Raw genomic sequence first — 25,726 nt, 5'->3', positions numbered from 1 at the left:
GGTCTGTGGATAAATATCGGGTTGTCTGTATGTTCCGAAATTAACCATTTTATGCGGTCTGATATTACCGCTAGCGCCTTTGAATTCCTGACGAAATGGCCCCGGGTGTCATTGTTTCCCAGTTCATCCCATGTTAACCCATTCGGGCCGGATCGATCCATGGCGGGGCGACGGCTTTTGAGGTTGGCGGGGTGTTCCTCTCGACGTTCGAGAAGCAGCTGGACAGCAAGCGGCGCATCGTCGTGCCGCAGGAGTTCCGCGCCGCCGTCTCGGGCCCGTTCGACGGCATCTTCTGCTTCCCCTCCATCGAGGCCGACTGCCTGGAAGCCGGCGGCAAGGCCCTGTTCGACCGCTACCAGTCGGTGATTGACGAGCTGCCCTTCGGTGACCCGGTGCGCTCGGCGCTGGAGACCAGCGTCCTGGGCGGCATGGCCAAGCTGTCGTTCGACACCGCCGGCCGCATCACCCTGCCCGACGTCCTGTGCGACACCTTCGGCCTGACGGACGATGTGACCATCGTCGGCCTGGGCGAGCGCTTCCAGATCTGGTCGCGCGACGCCTTCCAGGCCCACCGCGCCGCCCAGCGCGAGCTGGCCCGCGACGGCCTGGCCGCCCTGCGCGCCCAGCAGCGCGTCGCCCGCCTGGGAGGCGCGGCATGAGCGCGGCTCCGCACATCTCGGTCCTGCTGGGCGAAGTGGTCGCGGCGCTCGACGCCAAGCCGGGCGACATGGTGCTGGACGGCACCTTCGGCGCCGGCGGCTACACCCGCGCGATCATGGCGACGGGCGCCTCCGTCACGGCCTTCGACCGCGATCCGACGGTGCAGCGTTTCACGGCCGACCTTTCCGCGGCGGATGGTCGCTTTCGGCTGATTCAGGACCGTTTCTCGCAAATCAGCGCCTATTTTGGGGACGCGTCGGTCGACGGCGTAACCCTGGATCTTGGCGTGTCTTCCATGCAGCTCGACGAAGCCGAGCGCGGCTTCTCCTTCATGCGCGACGGTCCGCTGGACATGCGCATGGGCGATGACGGTCCGACCGCGGCCGATCTCGTCAACACCCTGGACCAGACCGAACTGGCCCGCATCCTCTACGTCTACGGCGAGGAGCACGCCTCGCGCCGCGTGGCCAGCTTCATCGTCCGGCGTCGGGCCGAAGAGCCGTTCACCCGCACCCTGGACCTGGCGGCCGTGATCGAGCGCGCCCTGGGCGGCCGCAAGGGCGCCAAGGTGCATCCGGCCACGCGCTCGTTCCAGGGGCTGCGCATCGCCGTCAATGACGAGCTGGGCGAACTGGAAGAGGGGCTCGCCGCCGCCGAGCGCGCGCTGAAGCCGGGCGGCCGCCTGGCCGTGGTCACCTTCCATTCGCTGGAAGACCGCATCGTCAAGAATTTCCTGGCCGAGCGCGCCGGCCGCACGCCGGGCGGCTCGCGCCACGCGCCGCCGACCGCCGCCGGCGCGCCGCCCAGCTTCCAGCTGATCTCGACCAAGGCCATCGCGCCGGGCGAGGCCGAGCTGGCCGCCAACCCCCGCGCCCGTTCCTCCAAGCTGCGCGCGGCGATCCGCACCGAGGCCCCCGTCTGGGAGGCCTCGGCATGAGGATCTCGGAGGTCTTCCATCGCCGCGTGCGCGGCTTCCGCGTGGTCGATCTGGTCGGCGTAGGCGTGCTGCTGGTGCTGGTGCTGGGCGTCTACATGGCGAAGGCCTTCGCCGGCCGCGAGCGCGCCGAGATCGCCTCGGTCGAGCGCCAGATCGAGGAAGAGCGCGTCCAGGTGCGCCTGCTGCAGGCCGAGGTCGCCCACCTGGAGCAGCCGCGCCGCATCGAGTCCCTGGCCCAGGCCGCGCAACTGGCCCCGATCGCCGCCGACCGCGAGACCAGCGAAGACGCCCTGATCGACGTCGCCCGCCGCCCGGCCAAGCCGTCCAAGACCGCCGCCGCCCCGGCCCCCGCGCCGAGCGCGGCCCTGGCCGGCGCCGACGCGCCCGACGGCGCGGCCGACCAGCCGAACGAGGAGGCTCCGCGATGAGCCTCGCCAACCTCGTCCCGCAAGGCGGCGGCCCGGCCTGGCGCTGGGTCGTCGAACGCGTCTGGCGCCTTGAGCACGCCTTCGAGCGCTCGCGCGCCGCGGCCAAGCCGGAAGACGACACCAGCATCCGCATCTTCTTCGTGCTGGCCCTGTTCACCTGCGCCTTCATGGTGCTGGCCATCGGCGCCACCTGGGCGGCGGTGTTCTCCAACCCCAACAAGAACAGCGGCTACCTGGCGGCCATGGAAGGCGCGCGCGGCGACCTCGTCGACCGCGAGGGCAAGCTGCTGGCGGTCGACCTGACCCACTACGCGCTCTACGTCGATCCCAAGGAAGTCTGGGACGCCAAGGCCACCCGCGCCGCCCTGGGCAAGGCCCTGCCGCAGGTGCCGGGCAAGCGCCTGGACAAGGCCGTGTTCGGCGAGCGTCGCGCCTTCCTGCTGGGCGGGCTCGATCCGGCCCAGAAGGACGCCATCTTCAACCTGGGCCTGCCGGGCGTGGAGTTCGAGGACCAGGCCCGCCGCGTCTATCCGCTGGGCGTCTCGGCCGCGCACTTCGTCGGCTTCGTCGACGGCGGCGGCAAGGGCCTGGCCGGGGCCGAAGGGGCCCTGAACGACGACATCCACACGGCCGCCGCCAAGGGCGAGGGCGCGGCTCCGATCGCTCTGTCGATCGACCTGCGCGTCCAGGCCGCCCTCGAGGACGAGCTGCGCAAGGCCGCCCTGGAGTTCGGTCCCAAGGGCGCCGTCGGCATCGTCACCAACGTCCACACCGGCGAGATCCTGGGTCTGGCCAGCTATCCGGACTTCGACCCGAACGATCCGGGCAAGGCCAGCGACGACGCCAAGCTGAACCGTGCGGCCGCCGCCGTCTACGAGATGGGCTCGACCTTCAAGGCCTTCACCGTGGCCATCGGCCTCGACACCGGCGTGGCCACGCCCAACTCGACCTTCGACGCCCGCGAGCCCTACAAGCTGGGCTACCGCACGATCCACGACTACCACGCCTCGCGGAAGATCCTGAACCTGGTCGAGGTGTTCCAGCACTCGTCCAACATCGGCACCGCGCGCCTGGCCGAGGGCATCGGCGCCCAGCGCCTGAGCCAGTATTACGCCGCCCTGGGCCTGACCAAGCCGGCCAAGGTGGAGCTGCGCGAGTCGGCCCGTCCGCTGACCCCGAAGAAGTGGGACATCGACGCGGTGGCCTCCACCTCGTTCGGTCACGGCATGAACGTCAGCCCGCTGGCCCTGGCCCGCGCGTTCAGCCCGCTGCTGAACGGCGGCGTCATGCCGCCGCTGACCATCCGCAAGCTGGCGCCGGGCGTTCGTCCGGAAGGCGCGCGGGTGCTGTCGGAAGAGACCTCGCAGCAGATGCTGCAGATCATGCGCGCCAACGTCACCGGCGGCAGCGGCAAGTCGGCCGACATCAAGGGTCTGAGCGTCGGCGGCAAGACCGGCACCGGCGAGAAGTACGATCCTTCGATCCGCGGCTACAATCACCAGCGCCAGGTCTCGTCCTTCGCCGCGGTGTTCCCCACCGAGGGGCCGATGGAGGCCGACCGCTACTTCGTGCTGATCCTGATGGACGAGCCGCACGGCACGCCCAAGACCTTCGGCTTCTCGACCGGCGGCTGGGTCGCCGCGCCGGCCGCCGGCCGCGTGATCGACCGCATCGCGCCGTTCCTCGGCGTGCAGCGCCGCACCGACCTTCTCACCATCGCCGGCGGACAGCCGAAAGCCACGACGCCAGGGGCGGGACTTTGACCAAGACGCTTTCACAGATCCTGCACCGCTCGTTCGACGCGGACCCGGCCATCGCCGGCGTCACCGCCGACAGCCGCAAGGTGCGTGAAGGCTTCCTGTTCGCCGCCCTGCCGGGCAGCAAGGTTGACGGCCGCAGCTTCATCCCCAGCGCCATCGCCTCGGGCGCGGCCGCCGTGCTCGCCCCCGATGACGTGACCGGCCTTGCCGTGCCGACCGCCCACGCCGGCGACATCCGCCGCGCCTACGCCCTGGCCGCCGCCGAGTTCTGGTCGCAGCAGCCGGCCACGGTGATCGCGGTCACCGGCACCAACGGCAAGACCTCGGTCGCCGGCTTCGCCCGCCAGATCTACGCCCTGCTGGGCAAGACCGCCGCCAGCATGGGCACCCTGGGCGTCGTCGTCAGCGCGCCGGGCGTTCCGGACCAGCAACTGACCCCGCCGGGCCTGACCACGCCCGACGCCGCCGACGTCGCCGAGATGGCCGCCAAGCTGGCCGGCATGGGCGTGACCCACCTGGCGGTCGAGGCCTCGTCGCACGGCATCGACCAGCGCCGCCTGGACGGGCTGAAGATCAGCGCCGCCGGCTTCACCAACTTCACCCAGGATCACCTGGACTATCACGGCACCATGGGCTGCTACCGGGCCGCCAAGCTGCGCCTGTTCGAGGCCCTGCTGCCGCGCGGCGCGACCGCCGTGCTCAACGCCGACAGCGACGCCTTCCCGGCCTTCGCCGCCGCCGCCGTGACCTCGGGCGAGACCATCCTGTCGGTCGGCGCGCAGGGCCAGGGCCTGAAGCTGGTGTCGCGCGAGCCGACCCCCTGGGGCCAGCTGCTGAAGATCGCCGCCCAGGACCGCGAGTTCGAAGTCCGCCTGCCGCTGGCCGGCGACTTCCAGGCCAGCAACGTGCTGGTCGCGGCCGGCCTGGTGCTGGCCACCGGCGAGGATCTGGACGCCGTGCTCGCCGCCCTGGAAAAGCTGGAAGGTGCGGCCGGACGGCTGCAGCGCGTCGGCAAGGGCAGCGGCAAGGGCGAGGCCTATGTCGACTACGCCCACACCCCCGACGGTCTGGAGACGGTGCTGAACGCCCTGCGCCCGCACGTGCGGGGCAAGCTGGTGGCCGTGTTCGGGGCCGGCGGCGACCGTGACCGCACCAAGCGTCCTCAGATGGGCGAGATCGCCGCCCGCCTGGCCGACGTCGCCATCGTCACCGACGACAATCCGCGTTCGGAAGATCCCGCCAGCATCCGCGCCGCCATCCTCGCAGCCGCCCCGGGCGCGCGCGAGATCGGCGACCGCCGCGAGGCCATCCGCGTCGGCGTGAGCCTGCTGGAAGACGGCGACGTCTTGGTGGTGGCCGGCAAGGGCCACGAGCAGGGCCAGACCGTCGCCGGCGTCGTCCATCCGTTCGACGACGTGGCCGAGACCCTGAGCGCGCTGGAGGCTGTCGATGCCTGAAGCGCTCTGGACCGCTGAAGAGATCGCCGCCGCGACCGGCGGCAAGGTCGCCGGCGACTTCGCCGCCACCGGCGTGTCGATCGACAGCCGCACGGTCGAGCCGGGCGACCTGTTCGTCGCCCTGGCCGGTGTGCGCGACGGCCACGAGTTCGTCGCCCAGACCGCCGCCAAGGGCGCGGCCGGCGCGCTGGTCTCCCAGCCGGTCGAAAGTCCCGCCGTCGTCGTGGCCGACACCTTCACGGCCCTCGAAGCCCTGGGCGTCGCCGCCCGCGAGCGCGCGCCGCAGGCCCGCCGCGGCGCCGTCACAGGCTCGGTTGGCAAGACCAGCGTCACCCGCGCCGTCGAGGCCGGCCTGCGTCGCGCCGGCAAGGCCCACGCCTCGGTGAAGTCGTACAACAACCACATCGGCGTGCCCCTGACCCTGGCCCGCATGCCGCGCGACACCGAGCGGGCGGTGTTCGAGGTCGGCATGAACCACGCCGACGAGATTACCCCGCTGTCGAAGTTCATCCGCCCGCATGCGGTGGCGATCACCACGGTCGGCCCGGTGCACCTGGAGAACTTCGCCGAAGGCGAGATCGGCGTGGCCAGGGCGAAGGCCGAGATCTTCGACGGACTGGAGCCTGGCGGCGTCGCCGTGCTGAACGCCGACAACCAATGGTTCGACCTGCTGAAGGCCGAGGCCGAAAAGGCCGGCGCCACCGTGCGCAGCTTCGGCCGCGACGGGACCAGCGCCCGGCTGGTGGACTTCGTGGTCGAGGGCGCCGGCGCGACCGTCGTCGCCGAGCTGGACGGCGAGGCCGTCTCCTTCCCGATCCGCCAGACCGGCGTGCACTGGGGCCCCAACAGCCTGTGCGTGCTGCTGATGCTGGAGGCGCTCGGCGTCGATCGCGCCACGGCCCTGGCGGCCCTGGCCGAGTTCGCGCCGATCGAAGGCCGCGGGGCCGAGCAGACGGTTGCCGTCGAGGGCGGCGCCTTCACCCTGGTGGACGAGAGCTACAACGCCAATCCGGTGTCGATGCAGGCCGCCCTGGCGACGCTGGGCGCGCGCAAGGTCGCGGGCCGCCGCATCGTCGCCCTGACCGACATGCTGGAGCTGGGCCCCGACAGCCCGCGCTTCCACGCGCAGCTGGCGGAGCCGATCGCCCAGGCCGACATCGATCTGGTGTTCTGCGCCGGGCCGTTAATGATGTCGCTGTGGAACGCGCTTCCGCAGACGCGCCGCGGCGGCTATGCGGACGCCGCGCCCGAGTTGGCGGAAAAGATCGTAGCGGCCGTAGAGCCGAACGACGTGGTGATGGTGAAGGGGTCGAACGGATCTCGGGCCGGCGCTATCGCCGCCGCCCTGTCCGCGCTCGGCCGGCGGGAACAAGTCTGATGCTGTATTTCCTCTACGAATGGCTCTCGCGGGGCGGTCACGAGCACGTTCCGGTCCTGAACCTGCTGAAGTACCTGACCTTCCGCACCGGCATGTCGATGCTGACGGCCTACATCGTGGCCGTGGCCATGGGCTCGCGCTTCATCCGCTGGATGAAGGCCAAGCAGGGCAAGGGCCAGCCGATCCGCACCGACGGCATCGAGCGCCACGTGCTCGAGAAGTCCGGCACGCCCACCATGGGCGGCTTCATGATCCTGGCCGGGCTGTTCGTCGGCTCGCTGCTGTTCGCCGACCTGCGCAACGTCCACGTCTGGGTGGTGCTGGGCATCACGGCCGCCTTCGGCTTGCTGGGCTTCATGGACGACTACGCCAAGGTCACCAAGCAGACGACCGCCGGCCTTTCCAGCGGCCAGAAGCTGGTCGCCCAGTTCATCGTCTCGATCATCGCCGCCGTGGCCCTCATCGTCTTCGCCCCGAAGTCGCAGATGACGCCGGGGCTCGAGACCTCGGTGGTCTTCCCGATCCTCAAGAACCTGGTGATCAATCTCGGCTGGTTCTACGTGGCCTTCGCCGCGATCACGATCGCCGGCTTCTCCAACGCCGTGAACCTGACCGACGGCCTGGACGGCCTGGCCATCGTGCCGGTGATGTTCGCCGCCTCGACCTTCGGCCTGATCGCCTACCTCGTCGGCAACTACAAGTTCGCCGACTATCTGAACCTGCACTTCGTGCCGAGCGTCGGCGAACTGGCGGTGCTGTGCGGCGCCATCATCGGCGGCGGCATGGGCTTCCTCTGGTACAACGCGCCCCCCGCCAAGATCTTCATGGGCGACACCGGCTCGCTGGCCCTGGGCGGCGCGCTGGGCTCGATCGCCGTCTGCGCCAAGCACGAGCTGGTTCTCGGCATCGTCGGCGGCCTGTTCGTGGCCGAGGCCCTGAGCGTGATGATCCAGGTCGCCTACTTCAAGAAGACCGGCAAGCGCATCTTCCTGATGGCGCCGATCCATCACCATTTCGAAAAGCTGGGCTGGGCCGAGAGCACCGTCGTCGTCCGTTTCTGGATCGTCGCCATGATGCTCTCGTTCGTCGGCCTCGCCACGCTGAAGCTACGGTAAGGGGGAGGGCGCGCGATGATCCCGGTCCGTGGGTTCGAAGACAAGACGGTGGCGGTGTTCGGCCTGGGCCGCACCGGCCTGACGGCCGCGCGCGCCCTGATCGCCGGCGGCGCCAAGGTCGCCCTGTGGGACGAGAAGGAAGCCAGCCGTGAAGCCGCGCGGGCCGAGGGCCTGCCGGTCGTCGATCTGTCCACGGCCGACTGGAGCGCCTTCGCCGCCCTGATGCTGTCGCCGGGCGTGCCGCTGACTCATCCCAAGCCCCACTGGACCGTCGACAAGGCCAAGGAGGCCGGCGTCGAGATCCTGGGCGACGTCGAGCTCTTCGCCCGCACGGTCAACGCCGCGCCCGCGCACAAGAAGCCGAAGATCATCGCCATCACCGGCACCAACGGCAAGTCGACGACCACGGCCCTGATCGGCCACCTGTGCCAGCAGGCCGGCCGCGACACCCGCGTCGGCGGCAACATCGGCGCCGGGATCCTGGGCCTGGAAGACATGCACGGCGGCGCCGTCTACGTGCTGGAGCTGTCGAGCTACCAGCTGGACCTGACCTCCAGCCTGCACGCCGACGCCACGGTGCTCTTGAACCTGTCGCCCGACCACATCGATCGTCACGGCTCGATGGAAGGCTACATCGCCGCCAAGCGCCGCATCTTCCTCAACCAGGGCAAGGGCGACACGGCGATCATCGGGGTCGATGATCCCTGGTGCCAGCAGATCTGCACCGAGATCACCGCCGCCAACCGCCGCACCATCTGGCCGATCAGCGCCGGCAAGGCCATGGGCCGGGGCGTCTACGCCCTGCAGGGCGTGCTGTACGACGCCACCGGCGAGCGGGTCACCGAAATGGCCGACCTGCTGCGCGCCCGCAGCCTGCCCGGTCGCCACAACTGGCAGAACGCCGCGGCCGCCTACGCCGCCGCCATCGCCATCGGCATCCCGCCCCAGCAGGCGGTCGAGGGGCTGATGACCTTCCCGGGTCTGGCCCACCGCATGGAGACGGTCGGCAAGATCGGGCGGGTCGCCTTCGTCAACGACAGCAAGGCCACCAACGCCGACGCCGCCCGCCAGGCGATGTCGAGCTATCCGAAGTTCTACTGGATCGCCGGCGGCGTGCCCAAGGCCGGCGGCATCGAGGACCTTCAGGACCTGTTCCCGCGCGTGGCCTGCGCCTACCTGATCGGCCAGGCGGCCGACGAGTTCGGCAAGACCCTGGACGGCAAGGCTCCGGTCAAGCAGTGCGGCGACATCGAGACCGCCGTCGCCGCCGCCCATGCCGACGCCGCCGCCACCGGCCAGGACGCCATCGTCCTGCTCTCGCCGGCCTGCGCCTCGTTCGACCAGTTCGCCGATTTCGAAGCCCGCGGCGAAGCGTTCCGCGCGGCCGTCAACGGGCTGCTGGCGAAGCCGAAGGCCAAGCGGGCTTAAGACATTGTTCCCTCTCTCTTTGAGAGAGGGAGGGGCCCACGCCGTCGGCGTGGGAGGGTGAGAGGTAACAAACTCACCGAACTAGGCGCTGCCGAGCGGCCGCGTGCTTTCCCCGCCGACGCTGATCCCCCTCACCCTCCCACCGCTTCGCGGCGGGCCCCTCCCTCTCCCTATGGAAGAGGGATTTCATTTTACGCTTGTAAGAATCTCGCTCGCGCCCTCATGTAACTACGCTTGTAGTTTTTCATTCGAGGGGGCGAGATGAGCAAGGCGACGACATGGCTGCGCTGGGGCGCGGTTGGGCTGGCGGCGCTGGTCGTGGCTGTAGCGGGCGGGGCGGCGGCGACGCGGGCGTTCCTGCAGCACGAGACGGCCGAACGGCTGCGGATCGACACGGAAAAGGGCGTCCAGGAAAGCGGCTTCGTGAAGCTGCCCAGCGGCGAGCAGTGGGTCGTGGTGCGGGGCGAGAACCGCGACAACCCGGTGCTGCTGATCGTCCACGGCGGCGGGGCGGCGACCTCGCTGTTCGCCGAGGACTTCAAGAGCTGGGAGAAGGACTTCACGGTCGTGCATTGGGACCGTCGCGACCACGGCAAGAGCCTGGCCCACGCCGGCGGCCGCATCGACCCCAACCAGGGCGTCGACAGCTTCGTCGCCGACGGCCTGGCCCTGACCGAGCACCTGCGGACGCGGCTGCACAAGCCGCGCATCGCGCTCTTGGGCTGGTCGTGGGGCTCGCGCGTGTCGCTGACCATGGCGCACCTGAGGCCCGACCTGTTCTCGGTCTATGTCGGCACCGGCCAGGCGGTCGACAACAACGGCCGCGACCGCCACGTCTACGATCACATGCTGGCGGTGGCGAAGAGCGGCAGGCATCCCGAGTTGCTGGCCAAGCTGAGCGGGCTGGGGCCGCCGCCCTATGATCCGCCCAGCCGCTGGAAAGAGGTCGACGACCTCGAGCCGATCTACCTGAAGACCGAAGGCCCCAAGAAGAGCGACAGCCAGCTCTACGCCCAGGCCCTGGCCATGCCCGACTGGAGCCTCAAGGACCTGCTGACCTACAAGGACGGCGGCAAGATCATCCGCCGCCAGCGCGCGCTCACCGTCTATCTCGCCAACAACGACTGGAAGGCCGCGCCCCTGGGCAAGGACTTCGCCATGCCGATGGTGCTGATCCAGGGCGAGTACGACCATCCCGACTTCGTGCGGCCCTGGTTCGACGGCCTCAACGCGCCGAGCAAGGATCTGGTGGTGCTGCCGGGCACGGGGCACACCGCTATCCAGATGCAGTCGGTCCGCTTCGGCAAGGCCCTGCACGACCACGTCCTGCCCCTGGCCAAGGCGCGGGAGTATCCCGAGGCCACGGCCAAGCCTGTGGAATGATGGAAAAATTTCCGGCGGTCGCGATTTCGTCGCGGCCGTCGGCAAGACTCGATTAACCGTAACGGCCGACTCTTGCCCCCATGCGCCAGCAGACCGCCCACGCCTTCGCCCGGACCGACCGCTCGCCCCTCGGGGTGTGGTGGTGGACGACCGATCGCTGGCTGCTGGGCGCGACCGCGATCCTGGTCACGGTGGGCGTCTTGCTGTCGTTCGCCTCGAGCCCGGCCGCGGCCCAGCGGATCGGCATCGACGACCAGTTCCACTTCGCCATCCGCCAGCTGGTGTTCGGCGTCGGCGCGGCGACGATCGTGCTGGCCGTGTCGATGCTCAGTCCCAAGGGCATCCGGCGGGCGGCGTTCTTCATCTACATCGTCGCCATCGGCGTCATGGCGGCCCTGCCGTTCATCGGCCACAGCGCCAAGGGCGCGGCCCGCTGGCTGATGATCGGCGGCTTCACCTTCCAGCCGTCGGAATTCATGAAGCCGGCCCTGATCATCCTGGTCTCGTGGATGTTCGCCGAGGGCCAGAAGGGCGAGGGCGTGCCGGGCGTGTCGATCGCCTTCGGCCTCTATTTCATCGCCGTGGGCCTGCTGCTGATGCAGCCCGACGTCGGCCAGACCGTGCTGATCACCATCGCCTTCGGGGCCGCCTTCTGGATGGCCGGGGTGCCGATCTCGTGGATCATGGGTCTGGGCGCGGTGGCGCTGGGGGGCCTCGGCTCGACCTACTTCCTGTTCGACCACGTGCACGCCCGCGTGCAGAAGTTCCTCAGCCCCGACCAGGCCGACACCCACCAGGTGACCCGCGCCGCCGAGGCCATCCACGCCGGCGGCCTGTTCGGGCGCGGCCCGGGCGAGGGCGTCATGAAGCGCCACGTGCCCGACCTGCACACCGACTTCATCTATTCGGTGGCGGCCGAGGAGTATGGCCTCGTCTTCTCCCTGGCCCTGATCAGCCTGTTCGCCTTCGTCGTGGTGCGCGGGCTCTACAAGTCGATGAAGCTGGCCGACCCCTTCGAACAGGTCGCTTCGGCCGGTCTTTTCGTGCTGTTGGGCCAGCAGACGTTCATCAATGTCGCTGTGAACTTGAACATGATCCCGACCAAGGGCATGACCCTACCGTTCATCAGCTACGGCGGCTCGTCGATGCTGGCCATGGGACTGACCCTGGGGATGGCGCTGGCGTTGACCCGCAAGCGGCCCGGGTCCTATGGCGGCGGCGGGCCGTTCGGCCAGGCGGGGTCCTTCGACTGAAGGCTCCCGGGTTAGGGAGACTGCAGTTGCGTAACCTCTTCACGCGTCCCTCCATCCGTTTCGCGGACCAGGCCTGATGAGCGGCAAGCTGGCGATCGTCGCCGCCGGGGGCACCGGCGGCCACATGTTCCCCGCCCAGGCGCTGTCCGAGGCCCTGATCGCGCGCGGCTGGCGCGTGGTGCTGGCCACCGACGAGCGCGGCGCCTTCTACGCCGACAAGTTTCCCGCCGAGGAGCGGCTGGCCCTGTCGGCCGCCACGGCCAAGGCCAGCGATCCGATCGGCATGGTCAAGGCCGGCGTCGCGGTGTTCCAGGGCGTGATGCAGGCCAAGGCCGCCTTCGCCCGGCTGAACCCGTCGGTGGTGGTCGGCTTCGGCGGCTATCCGGCCCTGCCGGCCCTGCTGGCGGCGCTGCTGGAAAAGCGCCCGACCGTCATTCACGAACAGAACGCCGTGCTGGGCAGGGTGAACCGGTTCCTGGCGCCCTATGTCGGCGAGGTGGCCTGCGCCTTCCCGACGCTGGAGCTGGCCAAGCCGGCCGTGAAGGCCCGCGCCCACGTGGTCGGCAGCCCGGTGCGTCCCGAGATCCGCGACCTGGCGCAGACCCCCTATCTGCCGCCCGAGGTGCAGCTGCGCATTCTCGTCACCGGCGGCAGCCAGGGCGCGCGCCTGCTGTCGGAACTGGTGCCCGAAGCCGTCGCCAAGCTGCCCGAGGAGATGCGCGGCCGCATGAAGGTGTTCCAGCAGGCTCGCGCCGAGAGCATGGAGCACGCCCGCAAGATCTATCGCAACGCCATGGTCGACTGCGAGGTCGCGCCGTTCTTCCGCGACATGGCCGGCCGTCTGCGCCAGAGCCACCTGGTCGTCGGCCGGGCCGGCTCCTCGACCTGCTGCGAGCTGGCCGTGGCCGGCCGCCCGTCGATCCTGGTGCCGTTGAAGATCGCCGCCGACGACCACCAGCGCTTCAACGCCAAGCTCCTGGAAGAGGCCGGCGGGGCGGCGGTGTGCCTGGAGGACGAGCTGACGGTCGACGCCCTGGCCGGCGCCCTGAACGCCCTGCTCAAGAACCCCGAGCGCCTGGCCCGCATGGCCAAGGGCGCCCGCTCGGTGGCCGCGCCCGACGCGGCGGAGAAGCTGGCGGACCTTGTGGAGCGCACCGCGCGTTAGATATCGCAGGTCCAGTCGGGAACATGCTTAACCGCGCGTTAAGCAACGCGCCCCAAACCGGACATGAAAGCCTGTGACAGTGCCGACACGTTAGAGCCTGCCTGATCCTGGCTAACGCCAGGACCAGATCAGCCGGCTCTAAAATCAAATACGAGAGCGTGGCGGTCGCCGAAACCGCCTACACTTTCGGCTGCCACGCTCTAGACTTGCGAGAAAGACACATGGACCGTCGCTCTCTGATCCTCTCTGGCATGGCCTCCGGCCTGACCTCCGTGGGCCTGGGCGCCTGCGCCAGCACCTCGCAGCCGCATAATCCCGGCCCCGACGCGCCGACCTACGACACCGGCGCGGCCGCCACCTATTCGGCCGACGAGATGATCCGCGCCACGTCGGACTTCCTCGGCGTCACGGCCGAGAGCGCCGGCGCGGCCATCGAGCGGATCTTCCGCGAGCGCGGCCAGCCCACCGGCTACATCGCCGGCGAAGAGGGCTCGGGCGCCATCGGCGTCGGCCTGCGCTATGGTCGCGGCCTGCTCTACATGAAGAACCGCCCGACCCAGGAAACCTTCTGGCAGGGCCCGTCGATCGGTTGGGACTGGGGCGGCAACGCCAGCCGGGTCTTCACCCTGTGCTATAACCTGCAGTATCCGGACGCCATCTTCCGCCGCTTCCCCGGCGTCGAGGGCAGCGCCTATCTCGTGGGCGGCCTGGGCGTGAACTACCAGAAGGCCGACACCATCGTCCTGGCCCCGATCCGCGCCGGCGTCGGCCTGCGTCTGGGCGCCAATGTCGGCTACCTGGCCTACAGCCGCCAACGCAACATCCTGCCCTTCTAAGATCCCCGGATCCTTCTCCCCTTGCGGGAGAAGGTGTCAGCGAAGCTGACGGATGAGGGGTCTCTCAGACGCAAGACGCCGCGACAGCCGATCAGCTGTCGCGGCGTTTCTTTACGTGCGCCTCGCGCCCGGGGTCAGTGCTTGGTCACCTTGCTGTTCAGCCAGTCCATCACCGCGAGCAGCACGCCGGAGACCACGAACGACAGGTGCACCACCACCAGCCACAGCAGGCGCGGCTGGTCGAGCGGGACCTCGGGTTCGGTCAGCTTGAGGAACGACTTGAGCAGGGCGATGGCCGAGATCGCCACGATCGAGGCGATCAGCTTCATCTTCAGGCCCGAGAAATCGACCGTGCCCATCCAGTCGGGGCGGTCCTCGTGGCTGGCGGTGTCGATCTTGGAGACGAAGTTCTCGTAGCCCGACAGGATGACGATCACCAGCAGGTTGGCCGCCAGCGACAGGTCGATCAGTGACAGGGCCAGCAGGATCGCGTCCTCCGGCTTCATCGACAGCACGTTGGGCAGTTCGTGGAACAGCTCCTGGAAGAACACCACGATCAGAGCGGCCAGGGCGACCACCAAGCCGACATAGAACGGGGCCATCAGCCAGCGCGAGGCGAACAGGCCGCGCTCCAGCAGGGTCTCGATCACGGGCTTCTTCATGCGCGCCTCCGCGGTTCTGGTCTTGCGGGCAAGCCTAGCCGGGCTTGTTGACGAAGTCGCGTCGCCCGCCTTGGCGTCAGCCCGCGTGTCGCACGACGTAGCGGAAGAGGCGGGTCTCGCCGGGGGCCAGGGTCACGCGCCAGGCGACCTGGCCCTGGCGGATGTCGTGCTTGGCCGGCTCGGACACCACCTTGAAGAACTCGACGCTCGGGTCGTGGCGAATCTCGAAGGTGATCGGGATCGACTTGTCGTTGGCCAGGTCGACCTCGTAGGTGCGGCGGACCATGGTCTTGCCGGCCCGCTTGTCCTCCACCAGGCGCGGGCGGGCGCGGACGTCCATGCCCTCGCCGATGACGAGGTCTGCGGGCTCGCCCACGGCGACGTCGCGCACGGCCTGCTCGCCGGCGAAGGTCGGCAGGCCGCCGACCGTCTCCATCACCGACAGGGCGCCGGAGGGCAGGGGCTTGCCCAGGCCCTCGGCGGCCTTGTTGTCGAGGCGCAGCACCACCTGCGGGGCGTCGGTCTCGTCCCCGTCCGCGTAGTCCCCCCAGGGACTGACCGGCACGACATAGAGCCGCTGGTAGCGGACGTCCTTCAGGTCGAGGAAGGCCATCTGCTTGGTCTGGCGGGCGGCCACCGTCACCGGTTCGGGCAGGGTGTAGAGCTTGTAGTCGCCCAGGTCCGACTGCTCGGCCAGCGGCGCGCCGCGGCGCATGCCGGTGACCGTGATCGATTCCTGGACGGCGCGGTTGGCGTAGGCCAGCGGCGCGGCCATCGGAGGGGGCGGCGGCGGCGGAGGGGGAGGCGGCGGTGGCGGCGGCGCCCCGTGGGTCGTGGTGTCCATCGGCCAGCAGGCGCGGCTGGCGCGGACCACGCGCGGCCTGGGCGTGTTGACCGGCACGCGTGACAGCTTGCCGGCCACCAACTGGGTCGGGGCGTCGGCGAAGGTCGAGCCGGAGCTGTTCATGACGGTCAGCCAGCCCAGCAGGTCCAGGGTCTTGCCGTCGGGATTGAGGGTGGCGACGTAGTCGGCCTGCCAGTTCACGCCGATGGCCAGGTAGGTCAGGCTCAGGCGGTAGCTGCCGCCGGTGGGCACGTCGACCAGGGCCGACAGGGTCGGCTTGCTGGAGAGGCCGTCGGGCGCGCGCTCGAACACCAGGCGCTCGGGGCCGCCGGAGCAGCCCAGGGCCTCCACTCCGTCACTGGTGCGGACCATCAGGCCGTCAGGTCCCTGGATCAGGGTGGCGTCGACCGTCACCTGGCGGCCGGTCTCGCGGTTTGTGCGCACCACCTTGACCGGCTGGTCGAGAGACCGCTCGATCAGGGTTCCGGGGCTGAGCAGGGCGTAGTCGTAGTTGCGCTCGACCGCGCCCTCCGGCAGGCCCTCGATGGCCGCGCTCTGCGGGATCAGGCCCTCGGCGACGCCGTCGAATCGCAGCACGTGGCGGCCGGCCGGCAGCGCGACCGTGCGGGTCTCGCTGACCATCACCAGCCCCTGTTCGGCCGCCCGCTGCTTCTCCCAGGGCGACAGGGTTTGCACCGGCCCCTGGCCGTCGCGATAGAGGGTGACGGCGACGGCTTCCGGGGCGGCGGAGGGGATGGTGTCGGCGTGCGCGGCGATGGGCGCGCAGAGCAGGGCGAGGGCGGCGAGGGCGGTTCGCACGACCAAGGAACCTCCCCCCGTGGGGGAGGCGGTCGCGAAGCGACCGGTGGGGGGCATGGCAAGGTCTGCGGGCGCTCCCCCCACCGTCGCCTTCGGCGACACCTCCCCCACAGGGGGAGGTTCCCTGCGGATCGGGCTCGCCGTCACCAGCCGTTGTCCACCGTGAAGGTCAGGACGGTCTCGCCGTTGGCGGGGACGGGGACGCTCCAGCCCAGGGTGCGGGCGTCGATGCGGCGGCTGGGCAGGCTCTCGTCGCTGATCTTGCCGTCGCGCAGCAGGCCGGCCTGGCGCAGCTCCACCGTCACGGCGTCAGGGCGGGCGTTGCGGACCACGTACTTCATGACGTAGCGCGAGCGGGTCTTGGAGAGCTTCTCCTGCGAGACCAGGGTGGCCTGGCTGGAGACGTCGAAGGCCTCGCCGGTCTTGATCGACAGCTCCGAGCCGGCCGAGGTGTGGCCGATCTGGTTCTCGCCGATGAACTTCGGGTCGCCCGCCTGGTCGCGCATGTAGACGCGCATCGTGCCGGCCGGCAGTTGGTCGCCCAGGCCCTTCAGCTTGGAATTGCTGAACTGGATGGCGGTGATGGCCTTCTGCGGGTTCTCGTCGCTGGAGAAGCCGTATTCGCGCACCTCATAGACCTTCTGCGCCGGCACGGCCTGGGCGCTGAGGAAGCCGACCTGCTTGTTCTGGTTGGCGGCGATCGTGGTCCGTTCGGGCAGGGGATAGATGTAGTAGTCGGCGATGCGCTCGCGGCCGCTGCTCTCGGTCCCGGCCGAGACCGAGCCGCGCACCGACGATCCGCCGCCGTTGAACTGGTTGACGTTACCGGCCACCAGCTGGGTCTGGGCGTTGTCGAAGGCCGTGCCGGAATTGTTGCGCAAGGTGATCCAGCCCTGCAGGTCCAGCGCATTCTTCTTCTCGTCGAACAGGGCGACATAGTCGGCCGCCCACGACAGGCCCGAGGTCAGGTAGCTGAGCGTCACGGGCGTCGGGCCGGCCTTGTCGGCGTTGACCGTCACCGACAGGGTCGGGCGCGCGCGCAGGGTCTCGGGCACCTTGTCGAAGATCACCCGCGTGGGCACGCCGTCGTCGCGCAGCACCTCGATGCGGTCGCCGATCTTCAGCACCACGCCCTCGTTGGCGGCCAGCACCGTGGCGGTCTCGGTGGTCTCCTTGCCGTCGCCGGGATTGGTGCGGACGATCTTGATCTGCCGCCCGACCGCCTTCTCCATCAGCTTGTCGGGGGTCAGCAGGTCGTAGTCGAAGTTCTGCTCGACCACGCCGAGATTGGGCGAGGACAGGCTGACGGTCTCGGGCCGGATGGCGGCCGAGACGTCCTTGAACTCCAGCCGCTGGCGGCCGGCGGAGACGTCGATCGTCCGCTGGTCCTGAACCAGAGCGAGATTGTTGTTGTAGATGGTGACCGAGACCTTCGGCGGCGATGCGGTCTGGACGGGAGCGGTCTGAGCGACTGCGGTGGAAGCGGCGGCCACGCAGACGGTGGCGAACAAGGCGGCCCGAAGCATCGGCGCGACGTCTCCCTACTCTCTTTGCGGCCACGGTTTCACGGCTACGCGGGAAAGTCGAGAGATTATGGGTGTAATATCGAGGGGCGGCGCAACCTGCCTCCGGCCCTCTGGGCCACCTCCCCCAGAGGGGGAGGATCTAGCTAAGCAGATGCTCCCCCTCTGGGGGAGCTGTCGCGGAGCGACTGGGGGGGCCGCGCAGCGGCTATTTCCCCCACACCTGCGCCAACCGCCGATCGCGCCCACACCCCGTGCGATACAGGTGATACTCCACCGAATTGTTCCGGGCGTAGTCGCGGTGATAGGCCTCGGCCGGCCAGAAGGTCTGCAGCGGCAGGATCTGGGCCTTCATCACGCCGGTCTTCAGGCGCTTGGCGGCCTCGGCGCGCGAGCGCTCGGCGGCGGGGCGCTGTTCGGCGTCGACGAAGACGGCCGGGCGGTAGGAGGGGCCGCGGTCGCAGAACTGGCCTTCGTCGTCGGTCGGATCGACCAGCTTCCAGTAGCGCTGCAGCAGAAAAGCGTAGGGCAGTTTGGCCGGATCATAGATGACGCGGACGGCCTCGTAGTGGCCGCTTCGTTCGCTGGTCACGTCGCGATAGGTCGGGTTCTTCACGTGGCCGCCGGTGTAGCCGCTCTCGACCTTCACGACGCCGGGAATGCCCCGCATGTCGTTCTCCATGCACCAGAAGCAGCCGCCGGCGAAGACGGCGGTCTTGGTCGGAGCCGCCAGGGCGGCGACGGGGAGGGCGGTCGCGAGGGCGATCAGCAGCAGGAGGCGGCGAAGCATGGGCGGTCCTTTCGAGGCGTCGTCCTTAGATACGGCCGAGCGGGCCGAAAGGTTTTGAACGAGCCTATCGCCAACCGTGGCCGACGCCGCGCACCGCCGGAACCGCCGCCAGGCGCGCCGCGAGCGTATGGGCCCGGTCGTCGCCCTGGTCGTCGATCTCCAGGCGGATGGCGATGTCGGCGCCCTCGGGCTGGGCGGTCAGGGCGCGCAGGCGCACCTGCTGCACGCTGGCAACGCCCAGCACCCGCATCAGGGCGTCGGGCGTGTCTTCAGCGGTGACGAGGAAGAGACGGCGTTTGTCTACCTCGAGGTCGAGGCTCCCAAGATCGCTCAAGGCCGCACCCACTGATGTTCCACGCTGGCCGAGTTGACGCCGGGCCAGGCGGCCAGGTCGCGGGCGAGGAGACGGGCGGCCTGGTCGCCCAGGTGACGCACGCGCAGGGAGGCCTCGACCAGCTGGCCGACGGGCTTCAGGGACAGGTTGCACAGCTCGGCGCCGCTGTCGGCCAGGCTCTGGCGCACGGCGTCCAGCGCGCTGGGGGCGTCCTGGGCGCAGAGGAACAGCTGGTGGACCGTGACGCCGTCATGGTCGCTGTGGAAGGCTGGAGGGGAAGGCAGGTAGCTCATGGTCGAAGATCCTTTGAGTTTTTGAAGGACCGTCGGATCGCGCAACGAAAAAGCCCCGCTCCTTTCGGAGGCGGGGCTTTTTCAGATCTTGCGATCCTTCGGCTTGGTTTCTGGGGAACCCTTGTTCCCTAGTCTGCGCGCCGTCTTTGCCCCGTCCGTACCGGCACGGTTTTAATCTGGGTAATCTTCGACATCATGGCGCACCACATCGCGACGCCGGCGGTGAGGCCAGTCGTAAACAGCGCGATGGTGGTGAGGTTCGACAGCATGAGGTCGGAAGGGTTCCAGTAGGCTTGCAGGTCAACAGGTAACGCTTGCGGACCCGCCGCGCAAGGTCTTGCCGCGCGACGGGCCTTAATGCCGCGGATTGGGCAGATTTTAGGCGAGCTCGATGGCCATGGCCGTGGCCTCCCCGCCGCCGATGCACAGCGAGGCCAGGCCGCGCTTGGCCTTGCGGGCCTGAAGGGCCGAAATCAGCGTGCACAGGATGCGGGCGCCGGATGCGCCGATGGGATGCCCCAGGGCGCAGGCGCCGCCGTTGACGTTCAGCTTGTCGTCCGGGATGCCCAGTTCCTTCTGGGCGATCATGGCCACGACGGCGAAGGCCTCGTTGACCTCGAACAGGTCGACGTCGTCGACGCTCCAGCCGGCGCGGGCCAGGGCCTTCCTCATGGCCGGCACGGGCGCGGTGGTGAAGAGGCCCGGCTCGTGGGCGTGGGCGGCGTGGCTGACGACGGTGGCGACCACCGTCAGGCCCAGGGCCTCGGCGATGCTTTTCCGGGTCATGACCAGGGCCGCGGCGCCGTCGCTGATCGACGAGGAGTTTGCAGCCGTGATCGATCCGTCGCGGGAGAAGGCCGGGCGCAGGGTCGGGATCTTGGCCGGATCGGCCTTCAGCGGCTGCTCGTCCTTGTCGATGGTCTCGACGCCCTTGCGAGTGGAAACCGTGACCGGCGCGATCTCCGCGGCGAAGGCGCCACCCTCGACGGCGGCCTTGGCCTTGAGCAGGCCGCGCGTGGCGTAGTCGTCCATCGCCTCGCGGGTGAACTGGTAGTCGGCGGCGGTGTCCTCGGCGAAGGCGCCCATCAGCTTGCCGGGGGAATAGGCGTCCTCCAGGCCGTCCAGGTACATGGAGTCCCAGATCTGGTCGTGGCCGATGCGGGCCCCGCCGCGGTGCTTGGCCATCAGGTAGGGGGCGCCGGTCATGCTCTCCATGCCGCCGGCCACGACCACGTCGGCGCTGCCGGCCAGCAGGGCGTCGTGGGCCATGATCGCCGCCTGCATGCCGCTGCCGCACATCTTGTTGACGGTCGTGGCCTCGACCGACTTGGGCAGGCCAGCGCCCAGGGCGGCCTGGCGAGCAGGGGCCTGGCCCAGCCCCGCCGGCAGCACGCAGCCCATGATGATCTGGTCGACCTTGTCGCCGGACAGGCCCGCGCGCTCCAGGGCCGCCTTGACGGCGGTCGCGCCCAGCTCGGTGGCCTTCACCCCGCCCAGCGCGCCCTGGAAGCCGCCCATCGGCGTGCGGGCGAAGCCGGCGATCACCACCGGATCGGCGTGCTTGGACATGGTTGAGCTCCCGATAGGTTTGTTTTTCGGCGGAATAGGCCCCGGATCGGCGCGCTTGCGCAAGCGTCTTGCCGGAATCTTTCCCGGAGCAAGAAGCGGCCGGCGGCGGAAGGGCGGCTCCCGTCGTCGGCCGGTCAGTCGAGCAATGAACCGAGAGAGTCAATTGCGATTAGAAACCTACTCTGGTTCGTACTCAAAAGCAACGGCCCTTGCATTCCCTCGCGGAACGCCGCACTTTCCTCCGTATGGGTCGCACCGCCGATTACAGTCACCAACGCTGCGCCATCGCCGCCACCCTCGAGGTGGTCGGCGATCCCTGGACCCTGCTGATCCTGCGCGACGCCTTCCAGGGCGTGCGGCGGTTCGAGCAGTGGCAGGAGCGCCTGGGCGTGGCCCGCAACGTGCTGGCCGCCCGGCTCAAGAGCCTGGTCGGTCACGGGGTGATGGAGACGCGCCGCTATTCCGAGCGGCCGCCGCGCCATGAATATGTGCTGACCGCCAAGGGGCGGGACCTGTCGGCCGTGCTGCTGACCATGGCCGAGTGGGGCGATCGCCACGTCTATGGCGTGGGCAACGGGCCCGTCCGCTTCGTGCACAAGGCCTGCGGCTGCGACTTCCATCCCAAACTGGCCTGCGAGGCCTGCGGTCAGGTGGTCGATGGCCGCGACCTGTCGCGGGTGATCCACGAGGGCCAGTCCCCGACCGTGGGCGAGGCGCTGGAAGCCGTCGCGGTGAAGACGGCGGCCGAGTAGAACGCGCCGCCTTCGCGATTTCAGCCCTGGCCTTCCATGGCCCGGCGCAGGCTGAGCGGCCGCATGTCGGTCCAGACTTCCTGGATGTGCTGCAGGCAGGCGGCCTTGAGGCCGCGGAAGCCTGCCTCGTTCCAGCCCAGCGGCAGTTCGCGGCCGACCGGCCAGATCGAGTACTGCTCCTCGTGGTTCACCACCACGAGGTACTCGGTGGTGTCTTCCCGTTCTTCGCGCATCTGTCCCCCGCCGCTCTGGTGCTTGGCGTGGCCGGAGCCTTGGCGGGGTTCGGGGCGGTGTCAATCGCGTAGGGCGAGCCGTGTCGGCGCGCGCCGAAAGGTTGCGCCGATGGGTGGTTTGCGACGGATGTTGGGGGTAAGTGCGGCGCGTCCACAGCCAAGTTAACGGCAAGGCTTGAAGGGCGGGAACGCGCGCGAAACGAATCAGGACCGAATCGCTGACTCGGTCCGATTCGGGATTTGTTCCCTACAAGCTATTGTAGCTTAACGGCGATTAACCACAACGGCGTTCGGTGGGGCGCCTTACACCCACGCATCCGTCGTTCCCCGCGAAGGCGGAGATCCAGGCGGGCTCTCGGGAGGCGGCGCGGTCGTGGGCTATCCACGAACTCGGCTTGGATCCCAGCCTTCGCGGGGATGCTCGGTATATAGTGTCGTGGATGTCGGACCGGGGGCGTCCGCGAAGGCCCTACTTCACCTCGGCGGGGCAGGTCGCCGACAGGCGCTTGGCGTTCATGACGCCGGCCAGCGGCAGGCCGTCGACCGTCTTCAGCTTGATGTCGAGCTTGAAGCTCTCGGGGGTGTAGGTCCCCTTGGCGTTGACCGGGGCCGCGCGGCCCTTCTTGTCGGTCCAGGTTCCCTTCAGCTGGATCCTGCCGTCATCGACCTGGTTGGTCGTGTAGTCGCACTTGTAGCGGCGGGTGCAGATGCCCTTGGAGAACTGGGCGGCGTCGGCCGGCTTTATGCACTTGTCCTCGCTGCCCACCGGGATGATGCCGATGCGGTAGCTGTATTCCCAGTGGCCGGGCAGAATCGTCGTCTTCGGCGCGGCGGCGCTCGCCGGTGCGGTCGCGGCGAATCCCACGGCCAGGGCGGCCAGGGAAGCGGCGAGAGCGGAGGCGGCGAGGGCGGTCGGACGCATGCTGTGGAACTCCTTCATGGCCGTGCATATAGGAAGTATCAGATGAACCGCGCTTGAAGGCGGGGTGATGGCGAGGCCCGAGGCTTTGCCGCCTTGACTCCGCAAGGCTCCATCGCCTATATCGCCCCCTCTCGCGCGGCGGACCTCGGTTCGGAAGCGCGCCTGACATTATGTTCGCGGGGCCTTCGGCTTCGCCTAGCCCAAGGTACTCGTCATGTCGCGCCGTTGCGAACTCACGGGCGTCGGTCCGATGATCGGCCACAACGTGAGCCACTCGAACATCAAGACCAAGCGCCGCTTCCTGCCGGCTCTGTCGCCTGCTTCGCTGCAGTCGGACTCGCTGGGTCAGACCTTCAAGCTGCGTATCAGCAACGCCGCCCTGCGCACCCTCGACTTCAAGGGCGGCCTGGACGTGTTCCTGCTGGGCGCCAAGGACGAGCAGCTGTCGCCGCGCGCCCTGAAGATCAAGGCTCAGGTCAAGGCCAAGGCCAAGGCCGCCGCGCAAGCCGCCGCCTAAGTCTTTCGGTCCTCCGGGGCCGATACGAAAAGCCCGCCAGGTTCGCCTGGCGGGCTTTTTCGCGTTTGGCGATCGGTGGGAGGCGGCGGACCCCGACAGGGACCGCCGTCCGCAGGCGTCATTCGAGCGGCAGGAACAGCTCGACGACCACCTCATGCGCCGGCGCGTTGGGCGGGAACGAGAAGTGCCGCTGGCAGTAGATCGGAAAGTCCCGCGCCTCCTCGCCGCTGGCCGGCAGCCACTCGCGATAGAGATAGAGCGCGGCGGGCTCCAGATTGTGGGTGTCGTGCAGCACCCGCAGCACCGCGCAGCGCCCGCCGGGAATCACGCCGGCCTTCATCACCTCGTCTTCCGGATCGATTGGCCGGTCGGTCCCGATGCACAGGTCCATGCTGTAGTCGTCAGGGTTCTCGGGAATCCGTTCCGACCGGAAGATGTTGAAGGTCGGGTTGGTCTCCGGCGACAGGCCGGCGGCTTTGCGCCAGGCGATGAACCGCTCGATCGAGGCGCCGAGCAGCGCTCGGTCGCCCCGGTGCTCCATGATCGCCACCGGGGTGGGCGGCAGGTCGCGGATCGTCACCTGGTCTTGGTCGTAGATGGTCGGCATCAGCTTGCTCCTGGCGTTGTCCATCGGCCCGAAGGCCGCGAGCCACGGCGCCCAGTCGGGCGCCTTGCGGAACGAGGAGGGCGACTGCTTGAACCTGCGCCGAAAGGCGCGGGCGAAGGCGTCCGGCGCGTCATAGCCGGCGTCCAGCGCGATCTCCGTGACGCTCTGGGCGTCCTCGGCGACGAGCTGGCGCGAAGCGCGCTTCAGGCGGGCGAGCTGGACGTAGCTGTGCACGGACAACCCGAAGGTCGCCATGAACTGCCTGTGGAAGTGGAACTTGGAGAAGGCGGCCACGCGGCTCACCGTCTCCAGGTCCAGCTCGCCGTCCAGATGCTGGTCGATATGGTCCAGCACCCGCTGCATCCGGGCTGTGTAGTTTTCGAGCGCCGCCTTCATCGTCCCCCGTCTCCGTGGCGCGGCCAGTTAGCCGCCGGCCGCCGGATCGTGCTCGACCGATCTTGCGGTTTGTAGGGCGCGTGGGGGAGGGGGATCAGGCCGAGATGTTGACCAGCGTGCCGGTCAGTTCGCCGGTGGCCTGGCCGAGGGCCGCGCCGGCGGCGGCCGTGGCCTTGGCGTTGGTCTGCGCGACCGCCAGCTGGGTCAGGTCGACGATCGGCGTCGCGGCCTCGCCAGACGCGACGGGGCGCGGCGGGGTGTAGCGGGCGGCGTTGGCGGTGGAAACCTGCACGGCGACTCCCTCTGAGGCTGCAGCGCAATCTGGTCCGCAAGCCTTAAGCAGGCCTGACCGAGCATGGTTAAGGCGGCTGGCGAGCGTGCAGCAAAAAGCCGCCGTCGCGGGGCGACGGCGGCTTCTGAAGCCTGGGGAGGCTGGTCGCCTTAGCGGGCGGCCAGTTCCAGGGCCTTGGCCGGGTTGGCGGCGTTGTAGGCGGTCAGTTCGGGGTTGGCGAGCTTGGACACGGCGTCGTTCACCGACGAGCGCACGCAGGCCGGATACAGGTACATGGCCAGGGACTCGCCGCGGACGTCCTGCCAGCAGACGGTCGAGGCGGCCTTGACGATGTCGGCGCGGACGTCGGCGGCGGCGCGGCCGGCGACCTTGACGCGGACTTCGGCGGCGCCGGCCGGAGCGGCGGCCAGCAGGGCCAGGGCGGAGAGAGCGAGAGCGGCGGAGCGGATCATCGGACGGATTCCAGTCGGGTGCCTGTCAAAGGCGGTTGAAGCGATCGCTTCCCGACGCGTTCCTCTGGTGACTGGTCCAGGATCTCGCCCGCTCTGTCACCGGATGAAAGCTGTAGCTCACTGCCGATCAGTTATCAACGATTATATTCTCGCAACCGACAGGCGAAGTGTTTGATTTCACGCGCTTGTTACCGGTGTCATGAACTGGTCGCCAGGCAAGCAAAAGCCCGCGGAGCGGGGTCTCCGCGGGCTCTGGTCCCGATGGGGCTTGAGCGGTGTTCCGCTTAGCGGGCCGAGGCGGTCTTGATCAGACCGTTCGGGCGCCATTGGGTCTTGTCGTAGGCGGTCAGGGTCGTGCTGCCGACCTTTTCCACGGCGGCGCGGGTCACGTCGCGGATGCAATAGGGCAGGACGTCGGCGCCGTAGGTGGTCGAGTCCGTGTCTTCCTTGCACACCGAGGTGGCGGCCTTGACGATGTCGGCGTGCACGGCGGCGGTGGTGCGGCCGGCGACCTTCACGGTGACTTCGCCGGCGAAAGCGGCGGGGGCGCTCAGGAGAGCGATGGCCGAAGCGGCCAGAACAAACACACGTTGCATGATCTTGATTCCGGAAAGGGGGTTGGGATCAACCTCCTCCCGATGCGTTCCTCTGACGGCCGACCGGATCTCGCCAGTTCGTCGCCGTCACGTTCTAAATACAGTGACAACGCTGTCATTCCAAGCGGATTTTTGACTTCCGGCGTCAAATTTTTGCGACGATCACGAACGCTGCATGCTGGAAAGGCATGATGTGCGGCAAATGAGCACCAAAAACCCGTTAGTTTCAGGTGAAATTATCCCTTTATGCTGCGCTGCGGTGAGAGGTTGGCCTCACCCTGCGCCGCAGCTTGGGGCGGCCTTCCTTCCGACGCCGCGCATCGAG

General features: G+C 69.0%; 27 protein-coding genes. 14 read left to right on the top strand and 13 right to left on the bottom strand.

Annotation, left to right across the window (positions count from 1 at the left end):
• Window positions 1-191 precede the first annotated feature (191 nt).
• The 12 genes from AC1RRS_RS01270 to AC1RRS_RS01215 all read left to right on the top strand — a co-directional run bounded on the left by AC1RRS_RS01270 (window position 192) and on the right by AC1RRS_RS01215 (window position 13,800).
• Window positions 192-659: a division/cell wall cluster transcriptional repressor MraZ gene (locus AC1RRS_RS01270; RefSeq protein WP_492853616.1), complete on the top strand. Its 468-nt coding sequence runs from the start codon at window positions 192-194 to the stop codon at window positions 657-659.
• Window positions 656-1,597: a 16S rRNA (cytosine(1402)-N(4))-methyltransferase RsmH gene (gene rsmH, locus AC1RRS_RS01265; RefSeq protein WP_110132685.1), complete on the top strand. Its 942-nt coding sequence runs from the start codon at window positions 656-658 to the stop codon at window positions 1,595-1,597. The genes AC1RRS_RS01270 and rsmH overlap by 4 nt, the downstream gene beginning before the upstream one ends.
• On the top strand, window positions 1,594-2,025 hold the full coding sequence (gene ftsL, locus AC1RRS_RS01260; protein ID WP_487288478.1) for a cell division protein FtsL: 432 nt from the start codon (window positions 1,594-1,596) through the stop codon (window positions 2,023-2,025). The genes rsmH and ftsL overlap by 4 nt, the downstream gene beginning before the upstream one ends.
• A complete protein-coding gene (locus AC1RRS_RS01255; RefSeq protein ID WP_110121399.1) occupies window positions 2,022-3,788 on the top strand; it encodes a peptidoglycan D,D-transpeptidase FtsI family protein in 1,767 nt (588 codons plus the stop codon). Before ftsL ends, AC1RRS_RS01255 begins: the two co-directional genes overlap by 4 nt.
• Complete coding sequence (locus tag AC1RRS_RS01250; RefSeq protein ID WP_492853615.1) at window positions 3,785-5,242, top strand: UDP-N-acetylmuramoyl-L-alanyl-D-glutamate--2,6-diaminopimelate ligase; 1,458 nt, start codon at window positions 3,785-3,787, stop codon at window positions 5,240-5,242. Before AC1RRS_RS01255 ends, AC1RRS_RS01250 begins: the two co-directional genes overlap by 4 nt.
• Window positions 5,235-6,620, top strand: a complete 1,386-nt coding sequence (locus AC1RRS_RS01245; RefSeq protein ID WP_492853614.1) for a UDP-N-acetylmuramoyl-tripeptide--D-alanyl-D-alanine ligase — start codon at window positions 5,235-5,237, stop codon at window positions 6,618-6,620. The genes AC1RRS_RS01250 and AC1RRS_RS01245 overlap by 8 nt, the downstream gene beginning before the upstream one ends.
• The gene (mraY, locus tag AC1RRS_RS01240) at window positions 6,620-7,735 is read left to right on the top strand and encodes a phospho-N-acetylmuramoyl-pentapeptide-transferase (RefSeq protein ID WP_110121402.1); all 1,116 of its coding nucleotides are present in this window, start codon (window positions 6,620-6,622) and stop codon (window positions 7,733-7,735) included. The genes AC1RRS_RS01245 and mraY overlap by 1 nt, the downstream gene beginning before the upstream one ends.
• Window positions 7,736-7,750: 15 nt before the next feature.
• Window positions 7,751-9,163: a UDP-N-acetylmuramoyl-L-alanine--D-glutamate ligase gene (gene murD, locus AC1RRS_RS01235; RefSeq protein WP_492853613.1), complete on the top strand. Its 1,413-nt coding sequence runs from the start codon at window positions 7,751-7,753 to the stop codon at window positions 9,161-9,163.
• A gap of 261 nt (window positions 9,164-9,424) precedes the next feature.
• Entirely contained in the window at window positions 9,425-10,546 is a 1,122-nt protein-coding gene (locus tag AC1RRS_RS01230; RefSeq protein ID WP_492853612.1) for an alpha/beta fold hydrolase, read from the top strand.
• An 80-nt stretch (window positions 10,547-10,626) separates the two neighbouring features.
• On the top strand, window positions 10,627-11,799 hold the full coding sequence (gene ftsW / locus AC1RRS_RS01225; RefSeq protein ID WP_487288484.1) for a putative lipid II flippase FtsW: 1,173 nt from the start codon (window positions 10,627-10,629) through the stop codon (window positions 11,797-11,799).
• A gap of 76 nt (window positions 11,800-11,875) precedes the next feature.
• Window positions 11,876-12,964, top strand: a complete 1,089-nt coding sequence (gene murG, locus AC1RRS_RS01220; protein ID WP_492853610.1) for an undecaprenyldiphospho-muramoylpentapeptide beta-N-acetylglucosaminyltransferase — start codon at window positions 11,876-11,878, stop codon at window positions 12,962-12,964.
• 221 nt (window positions 12,965-13,185) lie between these two features.
• Window positions 13,186-13,800: a DUF1134 domain-containing protein gene (locus AC1RRS_RS01215; RefSeq protein ID WP_110121407.1), complete on the top strand. Its 615-nt coding sequence runs from the start codon at window positions 13,186-13,188 to the stop codon at window positions 13,798-13,800.
• Window positions 13,801-13,934: 134 nt separating this feature from the next.
• On the opposite strand, the gene AC1RRS_RS01210 is transcribed toward AC1RRS_RS01215, so the two are convergent.
• The 7 genes from AC1RRS_RS01210 to AC1RRS_RS01180 form a co-directional block, all read right to left on the bottom strand.
• A complete protein-coding gene (locus AC1RRS_RS01210) occupies window positions 13,935-14,462 on the bottom strand; it encodes a TIGR00645 family protein (protein WP_487288487.1) in 528 nt (175 codons plus the stop codon).
• A 76-nt stretch (window positions 14,463-14,538) separates the two neighbouring features.
• A complete protein-coding gene (locus tag AC1RRS_RS01205; protein WP_492853609.1) occupies window positions 14,539-16,125 on the bottom strand; it encodes a DUF4139 domain-containing protein in 1,587 nt (528 codons plus the stop codon).
• Window positions 16,126-16,268: 143 nt separating this feature from the next.
• Entirely contained in the window at window positions 16,269-17,651 is a 1,383-nt protein-coding gene (locus AC1RRS_RS01200; protein WP_492853608.1) for a DUF4139 domain-containing protein, read from the bottom strand.
• A gap of 205 nt (window positions 17,652-17,856) precedes the next feature.
• Window positions 17,857-18,438: a peptide-methionine (S)-S-oxide reductase MsrA gene (msrA, locus tag AC1RRS_RS01195; RefSeq protein WP_492853606.1), complete on the bottom strand. Its 582-nt coding sequence runs from the start codon at window positions 18,436-18,438 to the stop codon at window positions 17,857-17,859.
• A gap of 64 nt (window positions 18,439-18,502) precedes the next feature.
• Entirely contained in the window at window positions 18,503-18,772 is a 270-nt protein-coding gene (locus tag AC1RRS_RS01190) for a hypothetical protein (protein ID WP_492853604.1), read from the bottom strand.
• Window positions 18,769-19,065, bottom strand: coding sequence for a hypothetical protein (locus tag AC1RRS_RS01185; RefSeq protein WP_110117883.1), 297 nt, complete (start codon window positions 19,063-19,065; stop codon window positions 18,769-18,771). The genes AC1RRS_RS01190 and AC1RRS_RS01185 overlap by 4 nt, the downstream gene beginning before the upstream one ends.
• A gap of 378 nt (window positions 19,066-19,443) precedes the next feature.
• The gene (locus AC1RRS_RS01180) at window positions 19,444-20,634 is read right to left on the bottom strand and encodes an acetyl-CoA C-acyltransferase (RefSeq protein ID WP_492853603.1); all 1,191 of its coding nucleotides are present in this window, start codon (window positions 20,632-20,634) and stop codon (window positions 19,444-19,446) included.
• A 245-nt stretch (window positions 20,635-20,879) separates the two neighbouring features.
• Here AC1RRS_RS01180 and AC1RRS_RS01175 point away from each other — a divergent pair, with 245 nt between their 5' ends.
• Complete coding sequence (locus AC1RRS_RS01175) at window positions 20,880-21,386, top strand: winged helix-turn-helix transcriptional regulator (RefSeq protein WP_492853601.1); 507 nt, start codon at window positions 20,880-20,882, stop codon at window positions 21,384-21,386.
• Between the two features lie 20 nt (window positions 21,387-21,406).
• Here AC1RRS_RS01175 and AC1RRS_RS01170 read toward each other — a convergent pair whose 3' ends face one another.
• Window positions 21,407-21,619, bottom strand: a complete 213-nt coding sequence (locus tag AC1RRS_RS01170) for an MbtH family protein (protein WP_492853600.1) — start codon at window positions 21,617-21,619, stop codon at window positions 21,407-21,409.
• Window positions 21,620-22,088: 469 nt separating this feature from the next.
• Window positions 22,089-22,541: a DUF3617 domain-containing protein gene (locus AC1RRS_RS01165; protein ID WP_492853598.1), complete on the bottom strand. Its 453-nt coding sequence runs from the start codon at window positions 22,539-22,541 to the stop codon at window positions 22,089-22,091.
• Window positions 22,542-22,755: 214 nt separating this feature from the next.
• On the opposite strand from AC1RRS_RS01165, the gene rpmB reads away from it, so the two are divergent.
• Complete coding sequence (gene rpmB, locus AC1RRS_RS01160) at window positions 22,756-23,058, top strand: 50S ribosomal protein L28 (RefSeq protein ID WP_109100091.1); 303 nt, start codon at window positions 22,756-22,758, stop codon at window positions 23,056-23,058.
• A gap of 118 nt (window positions 23,059-23,176) precedes the next feature.
• Here rpmB and AC1RRS_RS01155 read toward each other — a convergent pair whose 3' ends face one another.
• The 4 genes from AC1RRS_RS01155 to AC1RRS_RS01140 form a co-directional block, all read right to left on the bottom strand.
• Window positions 23,177-24,061, bottom strand: coding sequence for an AraC family transcriptional regulator (locus tag AC1RRS_RS01155; RefSeq protein WP_492853597.1), 885 nt, complete (start codon window positions 24,059-24,061; stop codon window positions 23,177-23,179).
• Between the two features lie 94 nt (window positions 24,062-24,155).
• Window positions 24,156-24,353, bottom strand: a complete 198-nt coding sequence (locus AC1RRS_RS01150) for a hypothetical protein (protein WP_487288501.1) — start codon at window positions 24,351-24,353, stop codon at window positions 24,156-24,158.
• 149 nt (window positions 24,354-24,502) lie between these two features.
• The gene (locus AC1RRS_RS01145) at window positions 24,503-24,805 is read right to left on the bottom strand and encodes a hypothetical protein (RefSeq protein ID WP_110117889.1); all 303 of its coding nucleotides are present in this window, start codon (window positions 24,803-24,805) and stop codon (window positions 24,503-24,505) included.
• Between the two features lie 284 nt (window positions 24,806-25,089).
• A complete protein-coding gene (locus tag AC1RRS_RS01140) occupies window positions 25,090-25,401 on the bottom strand; it encodes a hypothetical protein (RefSeq protein ID WP_110117890.1) in 312 nt (103 codons plus the stop codon).
• Between the last annotated feature and the right edge of the window lie 325 nt (window positions 25,402-25,726).

This window comes from Caulobacter sp. GW821-FHT12A07, from assembly GCF_058807655.1.
The sequence above is the reverse complement of the archived record's forward strand: the minus strand, read 5'-3'. Positions and strand labels throughout refer to the sequence as shown.

Excerpts from the sequence above, each read along its gene's own strand:
- AC1RRS_RS01245 (WP_492853614.1), top strand. The coding sequence starts at position 5,235 with ATGCCTGAAGCGCTCTGGACCGCTGAAGAGATCGCCGCCGCGACCGGC.
- AC1RRS_RS01255 (WP_110121399.1), top strand. The coding sequence starts at position 2,022 with ATGAGCCTCGCCAACCTCGTCCCGCAAGGCGGCGGCCCGGCCTGGCGC.
- AC1RRS_RS01230 (WP_492853612.1), top strand. The coding sequence starts at position 9,425 with ATGAGCAAGGCGACGACATGGCTGCGCTGGGGCGCGGTTGGGCTGGCG.
- AC1RRS_RS01140 (WP_110117890.1), bottom strand. The coding sequence starts at position 25,401 with ATGCAACGTGTGTTTGTTCTGGCCGCTTCGGCCATCGCTCTCCTGAGC.
- ftsW (WP_487288484.1), top strand. The coding sequence starts at position 10,627 with ATGCGCCAGCAGACCGCCCACGCCTTCGCCCGGACCGACCGCTCGCCC.
- AC1RRS_RS01180 (WP_492853603.1), bottom strand. The coding sequence starts at position 20,634 with ATGTCCAAGCACGCCGATCCGGTGGTGATCGCCGGCTTCGCCCGCACG.
- msrA (WP_492853606.1), bottom strand. The coding sequence starts at position 18,438 with ATGCTTCGCCGCCTCCTGCTGCTGATCGCCCTCGCGACCGCCCTCCCC.
- murG (WP_492853610.1), top strand. The coding sequence starts at position 11,876 with ATGAGCGGCAAGCTGGCGATCGTCGCCGCCGGGGGCACCGGCGGCCAC.
- ftsL (WP_487288478.1), top strand. The coding sequence starts at position 1,594 with ATGAGGATCTCGGAGGTCTTCCATCGCCGCGTGCGCGGCTTCCGCGTG.
- AC1RRS_RS01145 (WP_110117889.1), bottom strand. The coding sequence starts at position 24,805 with ATGATCCGCTCCGCCGCTCTCGCTCTCTCCGCCCTGGCCCTGCTGGCC.
- AC1RRS_RS01185 (WP_110117883.1), bottom strand. The coding sequence starts at position 19,065 with ATGAGCTACCTGCCTTCCCCTCCAGCCTTCCACAGCGACCATGACGGC.
- murD (WP_492853613.1), top strand. The coding sequence starts at position 7,751 with ATGATCCCGGTCCGTGGGTTCGAAGACAAGACGGTGGCGGTGTTCGGC.
- AC1RRS_RS01155 (WP_492853597.1), bottom strand. The coding sequence starts at position 24,061 with ATGAAGGCGGCGCTCGAAAACTACACAGCCCGGATGCAGCGGGTGCTG.
- AC1RRS_RS01215 (WP_110121407.1), top strand. The coding sequence starts at position 13,186 with ATGGACCGTCGCTCTCTGATCCTCTCTGGCATGGCCTCCGGCCTGACC.
- rsmH (WP_110132685.1), top strand. The coding sequence starts at position 656 with ATGAGCGCGGCTCCGCACATCTCGGTCCTGCTGGGCGAAGTGGTCGCG.
- rpmB (WP_109100091.1), top strand. The coding sequence starts at position 22,756 with ATGTCGCGCCGTTGCGAACTCACGGGCGTCGGTCCGATGATCGGCCAC.
- AC1RRS_RS01165 (WP_492853598.1), bottom strand. The coding sequence starts at position 22,541 with ATGCGTCCGACCGCCCTCGCCGCCTCCGCTCTCGCCGCTTCCCTGGCC.
- AC1RRS_RS01170 (WP_492853600.1), bottom strand. The coding sequence starts at position 21,619 with ATGCGCGAAGAACGGGAAGACACCACCGAGTACCTCGTGGTGGTGAAC.
- AC1RRS_RS01210 (WP_487288487.1), bottom strand. The coding sequence starts at position 14,462 with ATGAAGAAGCCCGTGATCGAGACCCTGCTGGAGCGCGGCCTGTTCGCC.
- AC1RRS_RS01200 (WP_492853608.1), bottom strand. The coding sequence starts at position 17,651 with ATGCTTCGGGCCGCCTTGTTCGCCACCGTCTGCGTGGCCGCCGCTTCC.
- mraY (WP_110121402.1), top strand. The coding sequence starts at position 6,620 with ATGCTGTATTTCCTCTACGAATGGCTCTCGCGGGGCGGTCACGAGCAC.
- AC1RRS_RS01175 (WP_492853601.1), top strand. The coding sequence starts at position 20,880 with ATGGGTCGCACCGCCGATTACAGTCACCAACGCTGCGCCATCGCCGCC.